This window comes from Scytonema sp. UIC 10036 (assembly GCF_009725235.1).
The window spans coordinates 37982-57239 of the sequence record NZ_WJFC01000075.1 but is presented as its reverse complement, the minus strand read 5'-3'; the positions used below and the strand labels follow the sequence as shown (position 1 = coordinate 57239).

Genomic DNA, 19258 nt, shown 5'->3' with positions numbered 1-19258 from the left:
AAATATTTGCTCAAAATCTCATATGTCACTCTTCTTATAAAATTTGTAAGAAATAAATATTGATAAATAGGACTTACACATAGCCCCCTACCCCCCTTAATCCCCCCTTATAAAGGGGGGAAATTGAATTTACAATTCCCGAACAGTTGGATTACCCCCCTTAATCCCCCCTTATAAAGGGGGAAACAAGAAATCTAGTTCCCTCCCCTTTATAAGGGGAGGGCTAGGGTGGGGTAAGAAAATCAGGTGTATGCAATTATTATTTTGACTCAGTGGCTCAAATCAGTTCGGATTGGCGTCTTTTGTCCTGTTGACGCTGATGCGAACGCGAAAAACAAGTAGACCTATACACACGGATATTAGCTGATGACACCGGATACCCTCATGACCCCGGATAAAATTGTTCTGGACGGAAAAACCTTTGTTCCTGCTGACCAAGTCCCTATTTCAGAGTGGCCCTGCGTAATCAGTGAAAAACCGCAGCCAACGTTGACGGTTAAAGACGATGATTTATTTTTTATAACAGACACTCTTGGAAATGTCTCTGGTTGCGGGTTAAATGACGGTCCGAGTTTGGGGCTGTTTTGCAGTGATACGCGATTCCTCAGCCGTTTGGAATTGCAAATTGAAGGACATTCCCCCGTACTCCTGAGCAGTACAGCCGACAAAGGATTTTCACTGTCAGTCTTATGTACCAACCCCAGAATAGACGATCGCTTGAGACCAGACACATTAGGGATTCGTCGGGAATTTGTACTGAATGGCGCTCTCTTTGAAGAATTGGAAGTTTCAAATTATAGCACAACTTCTATTTCTGTTGAACTCAGTATCAGCTTTGAAGCAGATTTTGCCGATCTCTTTGAAGTCCGTGGCTATAGCCGCGACAATAGGGGAAAACTTTTGCGGCAGGTAGAGGACGCACAGGAGGAAACATCGTCTCTTGAAGGCGTTCTTGCACAAACTCAAAACCCAACGCATAAGGAACAATCACTCTCACTTGCCTATCAAGGTCTTGACAATTTGGTGATGGAATCCCGCATTCAATTCCAGCATCGGCAACCAGACACTTTCAAAGGGTATACTGCTATTTGGAGATTGGAATTGGCTTCCCACGAAACCCAAAAGTTGGGCTATCGAGTGAATTTATTAACCAACAACCAATCGAGTTCTACAGTCAGTGCTGCTATCACCTTAGGACAGGCAAAAGCTTCTGAGTTGATGGAAGAGCAAAACTGGGTGCATCAAATTACACAAATTCGCTCGGATAAAAGCTATTTTAATCGAATTATTGAGCGTGCCGAACAGGATATGTATTTATTACGCCAATCTTTTGGTAAATACAAGACTGTTTCCGCAGGCGTACCTTGGTTCTCCGCGCTGTTTGGCAGAGACTCCATCATTACGGCTTCTCAAACCTTGATGTTGAATCCTCAGATTGCTAAGGAAACTCTATACATACTGGCAAATTACCAAGGAAAAGTACACGACGATCGCCGAGACGAAGAACCGGGTAAGATGTTACACGAGTTGCGTTTTGGAGAATTGGCACGCTGTCAGGAAATTCCTCACACACCTTACTACGGTACGGTGGATGCCACTCCCCTGTGGTTGATGCTATATGCTGAGTATTACGCTTGGACTCATGATGGAGAGACTTTAGAACAGCTTTGGTCAAATGCACTCCAGGCAATGGATTGGGTTGACCGCAGTATGAAAAACACGGGTTATCTCAGCTACTATCGCAAATCTAAAAAGGGGCTTGCCAACCAAGGGTGGAAAGATTCTGGAGATTGTATTGTTAACCGCAAAGGAGAGTTGGCTAACGGACCGATTTCCCTTTGTGAAGTACAAGCTTATGTTTATGCTGCCAAAATACGCTTAGCAGAAATTGCTAGGATGAAGAAGCGCATAGATTTATCAGATCGATGGATGGAAGAAGCCAGAAATCTCAAGCTTCGCTTCAACAGAGACTTTTGGATGGAAGACCAAGATTTTTGTGCTTTGGCTTTGGATGGGGATGGCATTCATGTAGATAGCATCACCTCAAATCCCGGTCACTGCTTGCATTTAGGAATATTTACTCACGAAAAAGCATACAGTGTTGCCGAACGATTGCGCGGTCCGGATATGTTTAATGGTTGGGGTATTCGTACTTTAAGTAGCTTATCACCTGCTTACAATCCCATGGGCTATCATATTGGTTCGGTTTGGCCCCACGATAATTCCCTCATTGCCATGGGTTTGCGTTCCCTCGGTTTGATTGACCAAGCCTTGGAACTTTTTGAGGGCTTATTCGACATGACTAACCAGCAGCCCTATGGTCGTCCTCCAGAGTTATTCTGCGGCTACGAGCGCAACGGGGATAATGCCCCAGTGCAGTATCCTGTTGCTTGTACGCCTCAGGCTTGGGCTACTGGCAGCATTTTCCAACTGCTGCAAATGATAGTCAACTTAGTGCCGGATGCTCCCAACAATTGCTTGCGAATTATCGACCCTGCCTTACCGGAGTCGATAAATCGTCTGTCCCTACACAATTTGCGCGTTGGTGGTACAATCCTCGATCTAGAATTTGAGCGTTCCGGAAGTACAACAGCTTGCCGCGTTGCTAAGAAACGCGGTAACCTTCGAGTCGTAATTGAAGCCTAAAGAATTATGAATGATAAATTATGAATTATGAATTTTCAAAAATTTCATAATTCATAATTCATAATTCATAACTTATTCTTCTTTCTCAATTTTTTGTCCTGGGGATGCTTCGTAAAGTGCATCAAGTTTTTGACGGGCGTCGTCAACGTTGATCGATCGCATGACTAACAATGGTTCTCTGATTAAGTTACCTGACGCATCCAGTAATTCTGGGTGCGGTGTAAAGGATTTATGAGTGTTCCGCTCTCCTAAAGATACTGATTTTGGTGGATACACTCGCTCTCTATCAAAACTAAATAAAATCAAATTGCGAATTAAATTTGCAACCGCTATGAAAGCTAGTAAGGTAAAAGCAAAAATGTAAAGTAGGTGCAACATTGTTTTTCCTCCAGAAGTAGCTAATTTTAATGATGAGTTTTTAAATGCAGTCCGTGAATGCCAAAGATGCCAAATGCTTGACGCACTTTAGGTGCGCTAGTATTCATAAAAATGAGAATTTTTAACTCAGAAAAAAGAAAAGTAGCATAATATACACATTGCCTTGACCAAAATGTTAAGGAATCTTGACTTATATGCTGTCTCTATGCTGTTCATTATCTCGCATTTGACGGAAGCGCATGGCTACATTCCAGCATTGCGAGACCAATTGATGCCAAGGTACTAACGTTGCCATATCAATTCCTACTTTGCTGTCAGTTGCTGTAAATAACATCTTAGCCGTGTTTACTTCCGCTTGTGCTTGCTTGACTTTCATCAGTAAGTCTGATTGTTCAGTTGGACTCATAAATGAAAGCTGCTCTGTTTCCAAAAAGTTGCGCGATCGCGCAAACCAATACTGAAAATCTTCTAATAGTGGTTGCAAAACCGTTTTGAGCAACTCCGATTCCGATAGATTAGAGTCTTGCATAAATGAGAAGCATATTCTTAACTTTCATACTAATATTAACTCTATTTAAGATTCTTAACATTTTTTAAATCTCTTTCATAAGTCGGAGATTTTCCAGAATCTGTAACATTAGCTACAGTTGTTCTATTATATAAAGTCTTAAAGGCAGTTGTACAGATTCCGCAGGGGGATCTTAAAAAAACCATGAATACTCCGGGCAAGATTGCCAGCAATTGCCGCATATACCTATCTCATAAAATACACAGTATCAGTTCTTTAAGGGTTTTAAAAGTTTGAAAATATTTTACTAATTCTCAGAAAACTGAGAGTTGCGGGTTAGTCAAAACCCTGGCTTCCTTAAAAAGTTGGGGGTTTGACAGCTAGATCTTGCCGCCATTTCTCCCCAGCCCTGAGTCTCAGCCCCCTAATACGGGGATAAATAGCCTTATAATTATTAGTTAACAATAAGTTAAGTTAAACTTATATATAAACGATGAAAACTTACCAGAACCGAGAGGGCAGTTGAGTGGTTGACTCCTGTTAATAGTAAAATGTTGTAAAAATCTAAAATTAGTCAGAACCATTACTTATAACATTGTGTTAACTCTTTATTAAAAATCAATCAAGCAGTTGGGTTTATAAAAATAAACCCACAGCTATTCAACCAGTCATATTTAGCTTGCAAGCTTACAAATCAGGAGAGTGCATAGCATACTTATCAAGTTGAGCCAGCTCGATAGGGGCTGTGTTGATAATGGGAAAACTAGAACATCTACCCCACTATTATCAGAGTCACGAGCGAAAAGCAACTATATAGGGTTAGATTCTATGAATGACTTAATAGTTGTTAAACAATGAATGAAAGCACTCAAAAATGGTTATATTGAGATACTAAGGTTCGCAACTGACAACAAATAAAAGCTGACAAGAGGAAAATAAAAGTGTATTATAATTAGTAATATTTGTTATAAATTTAACTCATAAGTTAACAGTTCGATCGTTTCGCCAATTATTTTATAGCCGATGCCGCCAGAATCATCTAATAAACTGGAAAAACCTGAGAAGATAGTATATTTGCCGCGTACCAGCGAGTCAGAAACTCTCAAAAAAATTCGCCACACTGCCTCTCACGTTATGGCAATGGCTGTACAAAAGCTGTTTCCTAAGGCGCAAGTTACAATCGGTCCTTGGATTGAGAACGGCTTTTATTATGACTTCGACAACCCCGATCCCTTCTCAGAACAGGATTTGAAAGCCATTTATAAAGAAATGGTAAAGTTAATTAATAAAAAGTTACCAGTTATTCGGGAAGAAGTTAGCCGAGAAGAAGCTGAACGCCGTATTAAAGAAATTAACGAACCATATAAGTTGGAAATCTTAGCAGACATTAAAGAGGAACCGATTACAATTTACCATCTAGGAAATGAATGGTGGGATTTGTGCGCCGGACCTCACGTGGAAAATACAAAGGAGCTTAACCCAAAAGCAATTGAATTGGAAAGTGTTGCAGGTGCTTATTGGCGTGGAGATGAAAATAGAGCACAGTTACAACGGATATACGCGACAGCTTGGGAAACACCAGAACAACTCGCCGAATATAAGCGGCGTAAGGAAGAAGCACTACGACGAGATCACCGGAGACTGGGTAAAGAACTGGGATTATTTATCTTTTCTGACTTGGTGGGACCGGGGTTACCATTATGGACGCCAAAGGGAACCTTGTTGAGGAGTCTTTTAGAAGAGTTCCTGAAACAAGAGCAACTAAAACGCGGGTATTTGCCAGTAGTGACTCCTCACATCGCTAGAGTTGACTTATTTAAAACCTCCGGGCACTGGCAGAAGTATAAAGAAGATATGTTCCCTTTGATGGCGGAGGATGAAGAAGCCGAACAACAAGAGCAAGGTTTCGTCCTCAAGCCGATGAATTGTCCGTTTCACATCCAAATCTATAAGAGCGATTTGCGTTCTTATAGAGAACTCCCAATGCGGTTGGCAGAGTTTGGAACGGTTTACCGTTACGAACAATCTGGGGAATTGGGTGGTTTGACAAGGGTGAGGGGTTTCACGGTTGATGATTCTCACTTATTTGTAACGCCAGAACAGTTGGATAGTGAGTTTCTCAATGTTGTGGATTTGATTTTGTCTGTCTTTAACAAACTGCAACTGAAAAACTTTAAAGCTAGACTGAGTTTCCGCGATCCGGCGAGCGATAAATATATTGGTTCGGATGATGTTTGGGAAAAAGCAGAAGGTGCCATTCAGCGTGCTGTGGAACAGTTAGGAATGGAGCATTTTTTGGGAATTGGAGAAGCGGCTTTTTACGGTCCCAAGCTTGACTTTATTTTCAGTGACGCTTTGGAACGAGAGTGGCAGTTGGGAACGGTGCAAGTAGATTATAACCTGCCAGAAAGGTTTGATTTGGAATATGTGGCAGAAGATGGAGTCCGCAAACGCCCAGTTATGATTCACCGTGCGCCTTTCGGTTCCCTAGAACGGCTGATCGGTATCTTGATTGAAGAGTATGCAGGCGATTTTCCTTTGTGGTTGTCCCCAATACAAGCTAGATTGTTGCCAGTGGGAGAAGGACAACTGGATTATGCAAAGGATGTGGCAGCAAAAATGAAAATGTTGGGTATTCGTGCAGAAGTGGATACCACTGGCGATCGCCTTGGTAAACTGATTCGCAATGCTGAGAAAGAAAAAATTCCCGTCATGGCAGTGGTGGGAGCAAAAGAGGTAGAAACTAATACTCTCAGTATCCGTACTAGAGCTTCAGGAGAATTAGGTAGTATGCCTATGCCAGAAGTATTAGACAAGATGAAGGATGCCATTGCGAAGTACGAAAACTTTTAACAGAATGTAGATTGAGGGTAGGTTCTTTGCCTACCCTTAAAAAATAATTCATATAAATTTACTAAAAAAAATGCTATGAGTACTACAAAGGAAAAAGTCCAATCTCTGCTGAGCAAACTACCAGACGATTGTTCTGTTGAGGATGTTCAGTACCACCTGTACGTACTTGAAAAAGTGCGTCAGGGGTTGTTGGCAGCTGACAGTAAGGACACTATTTCTCAAGAGGAAGCCGAGGCGCTTTTACGTAAATGGCTTATCGAGTAGTTTGGTCTCCCAAAGCGCTTGAAGATGTAGACGCGATCGCGGCATACATATTTCGGGACTCCGCTTCCTACGCTGCCACAGTAGTTCAGAGAATACTTGATTCTTCTCGTAAGTTAGGCAAACTCCCAAATTCTGAACCAATTGTTCCAGAATTTAATGACGGTAGCATTAGGGAACTGTTTGCTTATACCTATCGAATTATTTATCAGATTCAAGGTAACACTGTGACGATTGCGGCAGTTATTCATGGCAAAAGGCTCTTACCACAAGCACATTTGGAAACGGATTAACAAGATGACAGAAGATGATAGACCATCAAAAAAGTATGAAGCATAAAGGATAAGGTACCAAAAAATTTCATTCTTTATCCTTTTTCTTCATCCATTCTTTACATATCACTTTCAAACCCGGCGCGTCTGTCGTCGGGTTTGCTCATTATTTTCATTAAACAAGGAAATAATTAACAGTAGGTAGCTTATACCAATTTAATATAAAGTTGCACATTATTTTTACCCCTCCTAACCTCCCCTTATAAAAGGGAGGAAAATTTATTTCCTGTTTCCCCCCTTTATAAGGGGGGGATTAAGGGGGGTAAGGAGAGATGCTACAGATGGTGGAGGTTTTTTCTATGCATCTTCATCTGAAAACGGTATTAATAGTAGGTAGGGCTAAAGCCCACCAATAGCTACAAGATCCCCGACTAGCTTTTTCTTATGATACAAACTGAGAATAAAGTGATGTTGCATGATATGCAAGTCATCACTACGTAGCTAATGCACCTACAGTCACACCTCACCAGCTCAAGAATTCTCCATCTGGATGTAAAGTATCACTTGCACGCAAGAACTGAAACTCAAGATTTAGTCACAGTGTGGTTACGCCAAGCTTGGACGCAACTCGTTTCAGTCCTTCATCAAGAGTTGCAAGAGGTAATCCTTCACGGAGCGCAAGTTCTAAATATGCTGCATCGTAGGAAGTTAGTTTATGGGTTCGTGCAAGAGTCAGGATGTCGGTAAATGCTTTCTCTTCAGTTTTTGTATCAACTGTGATGGGAAGACTATTTAAGAGTCCGAGAAATTGAGAAATCTTTGCTTGATTGCTTCGCCCTTTTCGTTCGGCGATCGCAAGAACATTTGCAACTTCAAGAAACCAGATGGAGGGAACTTTTGTACTTCCTTCTGCTAGTTCCTCTAGTAATGAATCGGTAAATTCTGTTGCTTCATCCTCAAAGCACCACGCCATTGCTATTGAACAGTCAAGAACAAATTTCATTTTCTACCCTCATCAATCATCTCTCGTACTGAAAGACCCCCTAGGGTATGTCCTTTTCGGAACTTCTTTAACTCTTCAATGACCGATCTAATATCACGCTGTTGCTCTTTTTCTACAGGAACGAGTCGTGCAATCGGAACTCCATGCTTTGTAATCGTAAATTCCTCTCCTTTTGCCACTCGTTCAAGAAGGCTGGGAAGGTGTGTCTTTGCTTCGTATGAGCCGATTGATTCCATAAAGTTTTAGTCTAGTTTTAGACTAGTCTAAATATTTTTGTGTGAATTTTCCAGTGTTCGACCGCTTCTAAAAGTTTGGACAAAGTTACCCACAACCAATATGCATATTTGTTGCTCAAATAGGATTGCTATATCAATTCTTGCAATTTAGCTAGTACCGTCGCCCCATGCCCCTTAGCTTTGACTTTTGCCCAAGTATATGCAATGGTTCGATCGGGTGCAATCAAAAAGGTTGAACGTTCCACACCCATATACTCTTTCCCCATAAATTTTTTCAATCGCCATGCACCGTATGCATCAGCAACTTGATGTTCGGGGTCGCTTAATAATGTAATTGACAAATTATGCTTGTTGATAAACTTACAATGAGATTTTTCTGAGTCTACACTGACACCTAGGATTTTTGCATTCAATTTGCTAAAGTCTTGACTTAATTCAGTGAAGTCCTTGGCTTCTGTCGTACAACCAGGGGTATCATCTTTTGGGTAGAAGTAAAGAACAATCCACTGACCGGAAAAATCGCCCAAACTCACTTGATGACTATCTTGGTCTGGTGCGGAAAAATCAGGCGCTTTTTGTCCTACTTCAGGTATACTATATGACATAAGGTTGTTTAGTTAAGATATATCGAGTCACGAAAACTCGTTCTTCTCTCTCAGTATATTGTAGTAAAGTAACCATAGCGCTGAATTTTTGGAACAGTATTGGGTAAAAATTTACCATTTGCTCAAGTTCAGTGATATTTAGTCTTAGTCGATATTGTTGGAACCAAAAGTTACAATGGAATTTCAATAAAAAACTCTGTACCTTCGCCCAAAACAGAGTTACACTTCAATTTACCATTATGAGTTTCTTCAACAATTTGACGAGCGATCGCCAACCCCAAGCCCGTTCCTTTTCCCACACCTTTAGTGGTAAATAAATGGTCAAAAATCCTTTGTTGGACTTCTTTGCTCATACCGATTCCATTATCAGCAATAATAATTGTTATCCATTTCTTGTCCGATTTCGTTTTGATTATAATTCGATTAGGTAAGGCTTGAATTTCTGCAAAACTCCGTCCAGTATTTGACTCATCCAATGCATCAATGGCATTCGCCAATATATTCATAAAAACCTGATTTAATTGTCCGGGAAAACAAGATATTTGAGGTAAGTTACCATAGTCAGTTATCACTTCAATAGCTGGACGTTGTTCGTTAGCCTTGAGACGATGTTTTAGAATTAAGATTGTACTATCAATACCTTCATGGATGTGAAATGGCACTTTATAGTCTCGATCGGCACGGGAAAAAGTCCGAATACTAGTACTGATGTTCTTAAGCTTGTTGCACGCCATTGTCATGGAATCAATTATCTTGGGCAAATCTTCTAAGGTATAATCCAAATCAATTTCCTCAGCATGGTCAAGAATTTCCTCACTGGGTGATGGTAAGTTTTCTTGATACAATTTCAGATGTTTAACAAGATCGGCAATAGTGGGCTTAGCTTGTTGGAGACTTGCCGAAATAAAACCGAGGGGATTATTCATTTCATGAGCGATACCAGCTACCAAATTCCCCAGTGCAGACATCTTTTCACTTTGGACGATTTGTAATTGTGCCTGTTGAAGTTCTTGTAAAGCAGTTTCTAGCTCCTCTGCCTTTTGTTGAAGTTGGGCTTCGGCAACTTTTTGCTTGGTAATATCATCTGCTAGCGAAGCAACTCCAATTAACTCGCCATCCGTACTCACAAGCGGATTGTTATACCAAGCACAAATAATAGTTTTGCCATCTTTTGTCACATTTTCATTGATACTGTAATTGCCACCTTGGTGTGATAAAATATTAATGCCAATTTGCTTCATTTGTGCTTGAATTCTTTCAGGAATGAGAAATTGGAAGTGACGACCCAAAGCCTCCTGTTTAGTGTAGCCAAAGATTCTTTCTGCCGCAGGGTTCCAGTCAGTAACCTGAATATTGGTATCCCATTCTACAACCGCTAATGGAGTTTGTTGAACCAATAGCTGTAGTCGTTGTTGGGATGCCTGTAGCTGTTTGGCATACTCTAACGAACGCTTGTAAAGTTGGGCATTTTCTAGAGAAATTGCTGCCTGAGCACATAGCAAGTTGAGCAGCTCGACGCGATCGCTAGTAAACACTCCAGTTGCAAGACTATTTTCCAAATATAAAATACCAATCAACTTACCTTGATGTAAAATTGGGCTACACAGAATGCTCTGAGGCTGTTGCCGTTGAATATAGGGGTCATGGAGAAATTGCGGATTTATACTGGTATCGCTAATCACCATTAGTTGTAAGCTACGTTTAACAGTGTTAATTAAACTGACTGGTACATGCGGGCTGTCTTCAAGCAATTGTGGCTTCAGCAGTACAGGGCAAAAATCTTTATAGGTAACAGCTTGAACCATCAAGTGCTCCTCCTCTGCCAAAAGCAGTACGCATTTTTCAGCTCCGGCATTTTCGATGACAACTTGCAACAGAATGTAGAGAAGTTTGTCTAATTCGATTTCGCTAGAAATGGTTTGCGAGAATTTGAGAATGGCTGCTAAGTCGATTGAATTGGAGATATCGCTGCTAGAATTGTTTACAGTAACACCACTTAATTTGAAGAGAGTTTCTTTTACGGAGATAGGAGAATAGGTTTGTTGAAGGATAGGGGCGAGAAGTTTGGGGTAGCAAGTTTCTAAGTTAGCGATTTTGGCTTTTGCTCCCCAACGAGCATAGCCATAGTAAGCTTCTGTGATATATTCCTGGGCAATGCGTTCTTTGTTCCATTTGAGATAAAATTTAGCCGCTAGTTCGTTGGCTAGTGCGGCTTCTTGGATGTAGTTATTTGCTTTGGCTTCAGTGATGGCGCGATCGTATAAATCTGTTGCTTCCATACGTTTGCCAGAAATTTTTGCCATTTCAGCAGATAGCAACAAATATCGATGTAGAAAGTTGGCTGGGCAATAATGCGCCCATTGTTGGGTTATTTGCTGATGCTGTTGCAACACCTCCCAATACTGGTTTTTTTCTTCTGCTGTAGCATTGTCATAGAGTGCTGCCAAACTGAGTGGATAATAGAAATGGTATTGAATAATTGGGAAAAAACCAGCGTTGGATGCCAGTGTTTTTTGTGCTTCCTCTGCTGCCATCACAGCATCAGCATAGTTACCATAAAGGTACGAAAGTTGTAGTTTGAGAAAGCAGTACCAATTAATTCCATGTTCAAAGTTGTTCTTTTGTCGCCAAATGTCTATGTATGAAATTTCACCGTTATGGCGATCGCCTAATAAATCCGTTTTTTTAGATGGCTCTTGCAAATGCAAGAGAAACTCTCGCTGTAACGTAAATGCATAGAGCATATTCACATCGTTCACTTGCTGAACATAGCTGAAATATTTTTCGGTTTCTGCATAGACATCAGCTAAACGATCGCCTTTAATTAACATTGCCCAAATCAGAAACGAAACTGCCCAAACACCAAACACCACATCTCCTGCTTCTTGACTGGTTTGAAACGACTGCTGAGACAGAGATAAATTGGTATTCAAATGCTGATTATAGGGGTTAATTGTGTGTGCAAAAATATTATTAGTTTTATAAATAAATTTAGTGCTATTGAAATGGCGGTCAAGTTTTAAAGCTAATATTCCGAACTCATAAGCTGTTTGATAATCTCCTTGATTTGCCAAACTCATTCCATAGAGACAGTAAGCAAAACCAGAGCTTTCAGCATTACCATATTTCAACGATAAATCGAGCATCAGTAGAGAACTCAAACCTGCAAGGTATTGGTGACCTGCCATATATGCCACTGCCCAAAGGTCAACTAGAAGGCTCATACAGATTTTCTTTGATGGCTCTGTCATTTCAGGTAGTTCAAATAAATCAGATGGGCTAACTGTTGCTAGTTTAGTTTTCAATTCTTCCAATTTAGTTTTAATGGCGGTTTGCTGCTCTTCTTCTGTCAGTGGTAGTTGCATCCCCATAATACTCAACCCTTGCAAGCCAGCTTCGCAACCCGCTTGGATATTCTCACCCTGAGTCATTTTTAGATACATTTGAATAGCATAAATATCTGCTTTTTCAAATTGATTGTGAGCGTGCTCTAATGCCACATTAAACAATTCTTCTGCCTGTTCTAAATGACCAGTTAAATATTCGCACTCAGCCCGTTCTCGATATAATCCAAAGGTAAGCTCGTAGGTTGTTTCCCAGTTCTTCTGTATCAACAATTTCATGCCTGAGGCTAAGTATTTAACTGCTGCTTTATATGCTGTAGAAGCTTTAGCTTTCCTGCCAGCCATTAAATTGAGTTGAGCGATTTCATCTTTTTCCCTACGCGTGGTAATAATGTCAATTCCCTTATTGAATTGATTGACAATATCAAAAATCTTAATTTCAAGAAGATCGAGTGACGTATTTTTTAGCAGCAATCGTCCAATTTTGAGATGTGTTGCTTTTTTCTGAGATTCCGGAATTAGGGAGTAAGCAGCTTGTTGAATGCGATCGTGCAAAAACTTGTAATAAACTGTGCTTTGTCCTTTGTCATTGGTCATTTTTTGTTGAGCACTTATCAATGGCAAATGACCAATGACGAATGACGAATCCTGAGAAAACTTATAAACTTCACTTTGTGGCAAAATTAACCCTGACTGTAAAGCATTCCATAAATCCGATGCAGTATCCACCTGAGATTGTTCGCTGACAATCGCTAATGTTTCTAAATCAAATTGATTGCCAATACACGCTGCTAACTGCAAAACTACCTGAGTTTGAGGTGATATTTTTTGTAGTTGTAATGCCATAAATTCAACTACATCATCAGTGAGAGCAAGCGCTCGCACTTGAGACACATCGCACTGCCAAAACCGGGCATCAACATCAAAGGTAATCAATCTATCTTCGTAGAGTGCTTTGAGAAATTGAGTTGTGAAAAAAGGATTTCCTTGAGCTTTTTGATAAACTAATTCAGTCAAGGGCAAGGCGCTTACTAGGGTACAACTCAATGTGTCTGCAATTAGATAATTTACATCTGTTGGTGTTAGGGGAGCTAGTGTAAGGGTGTTGACAACTGCCTTTGTTTTGTAAATTTCCTCCAAAGTCAGCATCAACGGATGAGTAGGAGAGACTTCGTTATCGCGGTAAGCGCCAATGATGAATAAATAACTCGTTTCTGTTTCACTTATCAACAGTTTCATTAAATTCAAGGATGCTAAATCTGCCCACTGCAAATCATCCAAGAAGATTGCCAGAGTATGCTCCACTGTCGCGAATACCTGAATAAACTTTTGGAACAGCAAATGGAAGCGATTTTGGGCAGCAGTTCCTGATAATTTCACGACCGCCGACTGTTTGCCAATAATAGATTCAAGTTCGGGAATCACTTCAATTATCGCTTGCCCGTTTTCTCCCAACGCCTCCAAAATCCTGGTTTTCCACTGTTGTAATTGACTATCAGTTTCACTGAGCAATTGTGTCATTAAATTCCGGAATGCCTGTACAAAAGCACTAAAGGGAATATTTCGTTGAAATTGATCGTATTTGCCTTTGATAAAGTAGCCGCGCTGACGGACAATGGGTTTGTGGAGTTCGTTAACAACTGCCGTTTTGCCAATCCCAGAGAAGCCAGCAATCAGCATGAGTTCGCTACGCGGCGAAGAATCTAACCCGATTCCGGAGCCACTAACACGCTCAAACGCTGCTAACAAAGCAGCAACTTCTTTTTCCCGTCCATAAAGCTTTTCGGGAATGAGAAAGCGATCGCTGATATCCTTTTGTCCGAGTTGAAAGTTGACAAGAGTTCCTGTTTGGCTTAGTAGCATCTGGCATTTCTCTAAATCGTATTTGAGTCCGATGGCACTCTGATAGCGGTCTTCAGCATTTTTCGCCATTAATTTAATGAGAATGCTTTTAATCACAGGCTCCATCCCCAGCCCCGACTCCCCAATCAAAGGAGGTTGCTTGGCAATATGGCAGTATACCAATTCCATCGGATCGTTCGACTCAAAGGGTAGTTTCCCTGTCAGTAGTTCAAAAAAAGTTACCCCTAGGGAATAGAAGTCGCTACGGTAGTCAATACCTCGGTTCATCCGTCCGGTTTGTTCTGGGGAGAGGTATGCTAAAGTTCCTTCTAAGGTATTGAGGCTTTGAATTTGCTGAATTTCTTTGGGGAGCAGTGTTGAGATGGAAAAGTCAATCAGCTTAATTTGGTATGTGTCAGGATGAATCAGGACGTTGGCAGGTTTAATATCCTTGTGAATGACTCTCTGTTGATGCAGTTGGTGCAAGGTTTGCGTGAGTTGAATCGCAATCAAGAGAAATTGATCTAATGGCAGTGGTTTTCCTTGAGTAAATTGTTGCAAGGAAATACCACCAAAGTCTTCCATCACTAGGGCATAGCCATTTTGATAGAGTTCTAGGCTGTAAGGTCTAACTATACTAGCTATCTCCAGGTTTTTGGCAATAATGTACTGATTGCGAAACTGCAATAGTTCGCTGAAAGTGGGATAGGGATTTTTCAGTAGTTTGATTGCCACCGCCATGGAGTCAGTTTCTCGGTACCCGCGATAAACAAGGGTTCTAGAACCGTTATAAATCTGTTCGCTGACTTGATAGCCGGGAATGTTGATTTGGGGAGTGACCATACTGCTGAACTTTTGAAACTGCCAGATTTAGTGTTCCCAGAGATATGCAGTTGTTTACCAACAACAGAAGAATGGAAAACAGAATTACAGCAAATAGCCCAAAAATACCCCTCAAGCTACCAAAAAAACCGACGCTGCTGAATAAAAATTTACATTGGTATTTTTGGATGGGGATGATGAAGCGATCGCACACATCCCATCTGGCAATGTTAAAACTCTGAATTTCACCAGTTTCTTTTAGCTGAGCCAAACAATTTTATAAGTCAAATATCAAACCTAATGCACTTAGAAAACTTTTAAAACCTTTGTAAAGACGCGCTATGGCGTGTCTTTACATTGTTCGATTATTACTTCAAGCGAACTTTTTCATTTTCGCCAACTTTGGCTTTCTCACCTGTGGCGATCGCTTTCACCAGACCAATCGTGTGTGCGACAAAACCTGAGGGCGCATCCCAGTACTCCGCTTTTTCGACATTCACTTTTAGTAAAGCAAGATCGGGTTCTTCTAATTCTTTAGGAAACCAAGCTTTGAGCTGGGGTTTCCATAGCTGCTGGATTTTGTTGCGATCGCGCACCAACCGAGCTGTACCTGACATGGAAACATAGGTTTGCGCTTTAGGGTCAGAAAAGCTCACGTTAACCTGTTGGTGCTGCTCAATTTCTAGAACTTTGTGAGAACTGGCGTAAGTGAAGAACCAGAGATCGCCATCAAATTCTACTTCAGAGTTAGTTGACATGGGACGGCTGTGCAACGTTCCGTCGTCATCGATTGTAGTCAGCATTCCAATGTCCATATCCTTTATGAGTTCGCGCAGCTTCTGAATTTTTTGATTGCGGTCTTGAGAATCTGTCATTTTCTTACTCTCTACATCATGAACAGTGACCAGCGATCGGTGACCAGTGACCAGTGACCGATAATAACTGGCTCCTGCTATTAGTGTTAGCGTCTCTACATATTGGATGCTTGAGTCCAGAGATGGAGTTACACCTTATTTATTACCACTGACGTATACGAGTCGTCATTGTCATTTTGGTAGTGCATAAATACAACAGGAATTCTTATAAGCCTCTTCCCCAGTTGTGATACACCAAACTTTCGTTTGATGGATGGCGGTAAATTCTCAAAAGCGACTGGAGTAAAGCCAAAGCGGCTGTAAAACTGGGCTAATTGCTGACCCAAGCATTCCAAATAAAGTGGTAAAGTTGCTTGATGAATCAGATATTGTGTTAACGCACTTCCCAAACCGCGACCTCTCCACGCTGGTAAAACGACTAAACTCCCAAGTTCTTGTACTCCAGAAAAGTTGCGGAGTTGTCCGCATGCCACTATTTGCCCGTCGCATTCTATGACCCAAAATTGCTCCCATCTGATTTGAGTAGGATCGAGTGCTGCTCTCAGTACCAGTAACCGGATAGACCAAATATCTTCAGATGTTGCTTTGCGAAGAACACATTCTGCTGGTAAAGGAATCATAGTGGTTAGTGGTTAGTTGTTGGTTGTTAGTGGTTAGTGGTTAGTTGTTGGTTGTTAGTGGTTAGTGGTTAGTTGTTGGTTGTTAGTTGTTAGTAGCTAGTGGTCACTGGTTAGTGGTTATTTTAACTAATAACGGCATTGAAATATTAAAGAATGTAAAAATTGTCGGACAATGTCATAAAAGGTCATAGCCTTGTCAATCTTACTTTAACCTTTGCGAAACGGTTCTACTTGCAGATGAATTCAGGTATAGAGCCAAATCGAAACAGAAAATTCCAAACAAATCAAAGAACAAGTCAAGAATTTAATTTGGAATTCATAAAAATTAAATTTATCTGGCAAGGAGATGAGTATCATGAAATTGAATGAATATTTATATTACAAAGCGACTCCTCAGGTTAATGAAAGCATTGAAGAGGTCTTTGCTCAAAATGCAAGCACTTCAAATCTCAATTCTGCTGATACCAAGAGCAAGAGACCTACTGTCGTTGCTAGATGGTATAGAGAGAATGGCAAAATGATTTGTCAGTGGGAACTTATTTAGAAAGGTCAATGAGTTTGTAGTTGGAATGCATGCGCTAAAGCGCTACTACAAACAGAATATAAAAATTTTACCTTTTGTTAAAAAGTTTATATTTTCTTTACTAAGATTGCACGGGAGACTTATCTTATGCGCCTCAATTATCGTGGTTTATCATACACTTCTACTTCCCAAAATATCGAAACTGTGAATTCTCAAATTTCAGCCCAATTTCTCGGACAAAGTTATCAAATTCGTCGTGTAGTTCAACCTTCTAGTTTTCAATCGAGAGTAAGTCTTCAGTTTCGTGGTTCGTTATATTTCAGATCTGAATCATGAAAGTGGGAAATGGGCAATGTAAATTGAATAACTTTTAACAATACTCATTGCCCGATTCCCTACCCCCTACTCCCTACTCCCTACCCCCTATTGATGAAACCACAGGAATTGCGTGTTTGGTATACTAGCGATCGCTTGGGGAAACATTTGGTGGAGTGCTTACGATCCCACAACAGATCGCTCTATCCACAATATATCTGAGGAGGAAATTTTGGTTTGGATAGAGCACCTTTATAGCCGAAAGGAAGGATTTTAAGAGGTTTTAATGAAGAAAAAATTTATTTTATTTACCTTGTCTCTGCTCATCATAATTGGGTTGTTAACATACCCTACTAAGCTGTATGGTCAAGCGATGGCAAACGAGCCTGGTAGCATTTCTGCTCAAAGAACTCATCCCTCAGTACCTCTTCTCAACAATATTGGCAATCACCACCATCCCATATCAACTAGCTCAAAACTTGCCCAACGCTACTTTGACCAGGGGCTTGTTCTAGCTTATGGATTCAATCATGCTCTGGCAGTACGCTCTTTTCAAGAAGCAACAAAGTTAGATCCTAATTGTGCGATGTGTTACTGGGGACTTGCACTTGTTCAAGGACCGAATATTAACGCACCGATGGATGCAGAAGCTATCCCATCAGCATCTCAAGCGTTGCAAAAAGCAGTTGAGTTGAGCAAAAATGCCAGTGAGAAAGAACAGGCTTACATTAACGCCCTAACAAAACGTTACTCGTCACAACCCATTGAAGACCGCAAGCCTTTGGATCTTGCTTATGCTGATGCAATGCGAGAGGTACAAAAACGCTATCCAGATGATTTGGACGCTGCAACTCTGTTTGCTGAAGCTTTAATGGACACAATGCCTTGGAATTACTGGACTAGGGATGGAAAACCCAACACGGGAACAGATGTACTTCTTGCCACTTTAGAGTCTATCTTAAAGCGCAATCCCAATCATCCTGGTGCTCTCCACTTACATATTCATGCTGTTGAAGCATCTGCCCATCCAGAACGTGGGGTTACGAGTGCAGATCGTCTCCGCAATTTAGTTCCAGGTGCTGGACATTTAGTACATATGCCCGGTCATATTTATATCCGAGTTGGGAGATACCATGATGCTGTTGTAGCGAACCAAAAAGCTATTGCTGCTGACAAACAATTTATGTCCTTGGCTCCATGCCATATCAAAGGACTTTACGAACTGGGTTACGTACCCCATAACTATCACTTCCTTTTAGCAGGGGCTGTGATGGGAGGAGAAGGTACATTAGCAATTCAAACAGCCCGTGAAACATCGGCAATTGCAGATCGCAAAGTGATGCGGCAACCCGGATTTGGAACTTTACAGCATTATTACGCATTACCACTGTATGCTTTAACAAAGTTTGGTAAGTGGGATGAAATTCTGAACGAGCCAGCACCAGATGCAGATCTGACCTATCCCAACGGGGTTTGGCATTATGCAAGGGGAATGGCGTTTACTGCAAAAGGTCAACTGAAGCAAGCTGTAGAGGAATTGGAAAAGGTAAGAGCTATCGCAGCCGATCCTGCTTTGGAAAAGGTGACAGTTTGGGATATTAATTCCACTGTCAGTTTAATGAAAATTGCCTCCGAGGTTTTAGCTGGTGAACTCGCAGCAAAACAAAAGGACTATACACAAGCGATCGCTCACTTGAAAACTGCTGTTTCATTAGAAGATAATCTCAGATACGATGAACCTGCAAGTTGGTCTTCTCCTGTTCGGCAATCATTAGGAGCCGTTTTGCTAGAGGCTAACCGCATACAAGAAGCTGAAACTATATACCGGGAAGATTTAGAACGCTATCCTGAAAATGGTTGGTCGCTTCTGGGGCTGGCAAAAAGCTTAGATGCACAAGGTAAGACAAAAGAAGCTCGCTTGGTGCAAAAGCGATTTGAGAAAGCTTGGAAGTATGCTGATATCAAGCTTATTGCTTCACGAGTTTGAGTTTTGAAAGAGACTTTGTACCGCCTCGTACCCAGCCTCCACCTGACCACCTCGTACCCAGGCTCCGCCTGACCACCTCGTACCCAGGCTCCGCCTGGGAATGCCTTACGGGAGGCTCCGCCTCCTCCATGCAGTTAGCCCAGCGAGACTCAGCCTTGCATAGCAATC

Annotated in this window: 16 protein-coding genes; 8 read left to right on the top strand and 8 right to left on the bottom strand. The window is 41.2% G+C overall.

Annotation, left to right across the window (positions count from 1 at the left end; translation table 11 throughout):
- Positions 1–366 precede the first annotated feature (366 nt).
- Positions 367–2646 carry an amylo-alpha-1,6-glucosidase gene (locus tag F7734_RS30130; RefSeq protein ID WP_155748253.1) on the top strand — a complete coding sequence of 760 codons (2280 nt, stop codon included), beginning with the start codon at positions 367–369 and terminating at the stop codon, positions 2644–2646.
- A 72-nt stretch (positions 2647–2718) separates the two neighbouring features.
- Here the strand turns inward: F7734_RS30130 and F7734_RS30125 are convergent, their stop codons facing one another.
- Complete coding sequence (locus F7734_RS30125) at positions 2719–3024, bottom strand: DUF2973 domain-containing protein (protein ID WP_155748252.1); 306 nt, start codon at positions 3022–3024, stop codon at positions 2719–2721.
- 190 nt (positions 3025–3214) lie between these two features.
- A complete protein-coding gene (locus F7734_RS30120) occupies positions 3215–3553 on the bottom strand; it encodes a DUF2605 domain-containing protein (protein WP_155748251.1) in 339 nt (112 codons plus the stop codon).
- 1002 nt (positions 3554–4555) lie between these two features.
- Here F7734_RS30120 and thrS point away from each other — a divergent pair.
- The 3 genes from thrS (at position 4556) to F7734_RS30105 (ending at position 6939) form a co-directional block, all read left to right on the top strand.
- Complete coding sequence (gene thrS, locus F7734_RS30115; RefSeq protein ID WP_155748250.1) at positions 4556–6385, top strand: threonine--tRNA ligase; 1830 nt, start codon at positions 4556–4558, stop codon at positions 6383–6385.
- Positions 6386–6460: 75 nt separating this feature from the next.
- Complete coding sequence (locus F7734_RS30110) at positions 6461–6649, top strand: hypothetical protein (RefSeq protein ID WP_017744636.1); 189 nt, start codon at positions 6461–6463, stop codon at positions 6647–6649.
- Complete coding sequence (locus F7734_RS30105; protein ID WP_155748249.1) at positions 6634–6939, top strand: type II toxin-antitoxin system RelE/ParE family toxin; 306 nt, start codon at positions 6634–6636, stop codon at positions 6937–6939. Before F7734_RS30110 ends, F7734_RS30105 begins: the two co-directional genes overlap by 16 nt.
- 574 nt (positions 6940–7513) lie before the next feature.
- Here F7734_RS30105 and F7734_RS30100 read toward each other — a convergent pair.
- The 4 genes from F7734_RS30100 to F7734_RS30085 form a co-directional block, all read right to left on the bottom strand.
- A complete protein-coding gene (locus F7734_RS30100; RefSeq protein WP_155748248.1) occupies positions 7514–7921 on the bottom strand; it encodes a type II toxin-antitoxin system VapC family toxin in 408 nt (135 codons plus the stop codon).
- Positions 7918–8157: a type II toxin-antitoxin system prevent-host-death family antitoxin gene (locus F7734_RS30095; protein ID WP_155748247.1), complete on the bottom strand. Its 240-nt coding sequence runs from the start codon at positions 8155–8157 to the stop codon at positions 7918–7920. Before F7734_RS30095 ends, F7734_RS30100 begins: the two co-directional genes overlap by 4 nt.
- Before the next feature lie 128 nt (positions 8158–8285).
- The gene (gene bcp, locus F7734_RS30090) at positions 8286–8762 is read right to left on the bottom strand and encodes a thioredoxin-dependent thiol peroxidase (RefSeq protein ID WP_155748246.1); all 477 of its coding nucleotides are present in this window, start codon (positions 8760–8762) and stop codon (positions 8286–8288) included.
- Between the two features lie 170 nt (positions 8763–8932).
- Positions 8933–14791: an ATP-binding sensor histidine kinase gene (locus tag F7734_RS30085; RefSeq protein ID WP_155748245.1), complete on the bottom strand. Its 5859-nt coding sequence runs from the start codon at positions 14789–14791 to the stop codon at positions 8933–8935.
- A gap of 71 nt (positions 14792–14862) precedes the next feature.
- Here F7734_RS30085 and F7734_RS30080 point away from each other — a divergent pair, with 71 nt between their 5' ends.
- The gene (locus F7734_RS30080) at positions 14863–15012 is read left to right on the top strand and encodes a hypothetical protein (RefSeq protein WP_155748244.1); all 150 of its coding nucleotides are present in this window, start codon (positions 14863–14865) and stop codon (positions 15010–15012) included.
- 126 nt (positions 15013–15138) lie between these two features.
- Here the strand turns inward: F7734_RS30080 and F7734_RS30075 are convergent, their stop codons facing one another.
- Both F7734_RS30075 and F7734_RS30070 read right to left on the bottom strand, forming a co-directional pair.
- Complete coding sequence (locus F7734_RS30075; RefSeq protein WP_155748243.1) at positions 15139–15645, bottom strand: pyridoxamine 5'-phosphate oxidase family protein; 507 nt, start codon at positions 15643–15645, stop codon at positions 15139–15141.
- Positions 15646–15773: 128 nt separating this feature from the next.
- Positions 15774–16265, bottom strand: a complete 492-nt coding sequence (locus F7734_RS30070) for a GNAT family N-acetyltransferase (protein WP_155748242.1) — start codon at positions 16263–16265, stop codon at positions 15774–15776.
- Between the two features lie 355 nt (positions 16266–16620).
- On the opposite strand from F7734_RS30070, the gene F7734_RS30065 reads away from it, so the two are divergent.
- The 3 genes from F7734_RS30065 (at position 16621) to F7734_RS30050 (ending at position 19090) form a co-directional block, all read left to right on the top strand.
- Positions 16621–16809 (top strand): hypothetical protein, encoded by a 189-nt coding sequence (locus F7734_RS30065; RefSeq protein WP_155748241.1) that lies wholly within the window; start codon positions 16621–16623, stop codon positions 16807–16809.
- A 427-nt stretch (positions 16810–17236) separates the two neighbouring features.
- On the top strand, positions 17237–17380 hold the full coding sequence (locus F7734_RS30055) for a hypothetical protein (protein ID WP_155748239.1): 144 nt from the start codon (positions 17237–17239) through the stop codon (positions 17378–17380).
- Positions 17381–17389: 9 nt separating this feature from the next.
- Positions 17390–19090: a tetratricopeptide repeat protein gene (locus F7734_RS30050; protein ID WP_155748238.1), complete on the top strand. Its 1701-nt coding sequence runs from the start codon at positions 17390–17392 to the stop codon at positions 19088–19090.
- Positions 19091–19258: the final 168 nt, after the last annotated feature.

What these genes read in the sequence shown, in the direction of transcription:
- F7734_RS30130 (WP_155748253.1), top strand. Translation starts at nt 367, where the DNA reads ATGACACCGGATACCCTCATGACCCCGGATAAAATTGTTCTGGACGGA.
- F7734_RS30125 (WP_155748252.1), bottom strand. Translation starts at nt 3,024, where the DNA reads ATGTTGCACCTACTTTACATTTTTGCTTTTACCTTACTAGCTTTCATA.
- F7734_RS30120 (WP_155748251.1), bottom strand. Translation starts at nt 3,553, where the DNA reads ATGCAAGACTCTAATCTATCGGAATCGGAGTTGCTCAAAACGGTTTTG.
- thrS (WP_155748250.1), top strand. Translation starts at nt 4,556, where the DNA reads ATGCCGCCAGAATCATCTAATAAACTGGAAAAACCTGAGAAGATAGTA.
- F7734_RS30110 (WP_017744636.1), top strand. Translation starts at nt 6,461, where the DNA reads ATGAGTACTACAAAGGAAAAAGTCCAATCTCTGCTGAGCAAACTACCA.
- F7734_RS30105 (WP_155748249.1), top strand. Translation starts at nt 6,634, where the DNA reads ATGGCTTATCGAGTAGTTTGGTCTCCCAAAGCGCTTGAAGATGTAGAC.
- F7734_RS30100 (WP_155748248.1), bottom strand. Translation starts at nt 7,921, where the DNA reads ATGAAATTTGTTCTTGACTGTTCAATAGCAATGGCGTGGTGCTTTGAG.
- F7734_RS30095 (WP_155748247.1), bottom strand. Translation starts at nt 8,157, where the DNA reads ATGGAATCAATCGGCTCATACGAAGCAAAGACACACCTTCCCAGCCTT.
- bcp (WP_155748246.1), bottom strand. Translation starts at nt 8,762, where the DNA reads ATGTCATATAGTATACCTGAAGTAGGACAAAAAGCGCCTGATTTTTCC.
- F7734_RS30085 (WP_155748245.1), bottom strand. Translation starts at nt 14,791, where the DNA reads ATGGTCACTCCCCAAATCAACATTCCCGGCTATCAAGTCAGCGAACAG.
- F7734_RS30080 (WP_155748244.1), top strand. Translation starts at nt 14,863, where the DNA reads ATGGAAAACAGAATTACAGCAAATAGCCCAAAAATACCCCTCAAGCTA.
- F7734_RS30075 (WP_155748243.1), bottom strand. Translation starts at nt 15,645, where the DNA reads ATGACAGATTCTCAAGACCGCAATCAAAAAATTCAGAAGCTGCGCGAA.
- F7734_RS30070 (WP_155748242.1), bottom strand. Translation starts at nt 16,265, where the DNA reads ATGATTCCTTTACCAGCAGAATGTGTTCTTCGCAAAGCAACATCTGAA.
- F7734_RS30065 (WP_155748241.1), top strand. Translation starts at nt 16,621, where the DNA reads ATGAAATTGAATGAATATTTATATTACAAAGCGACTCCTCAGGTTAAT.
- F7734_RS30050 (WP_155748238.1), top strand. Translation starts at nt 17,390, where the DNA reads ATGAAGAAAAAATTTATTTTATTTACCTTGTCTCTGCTCATCATAATT.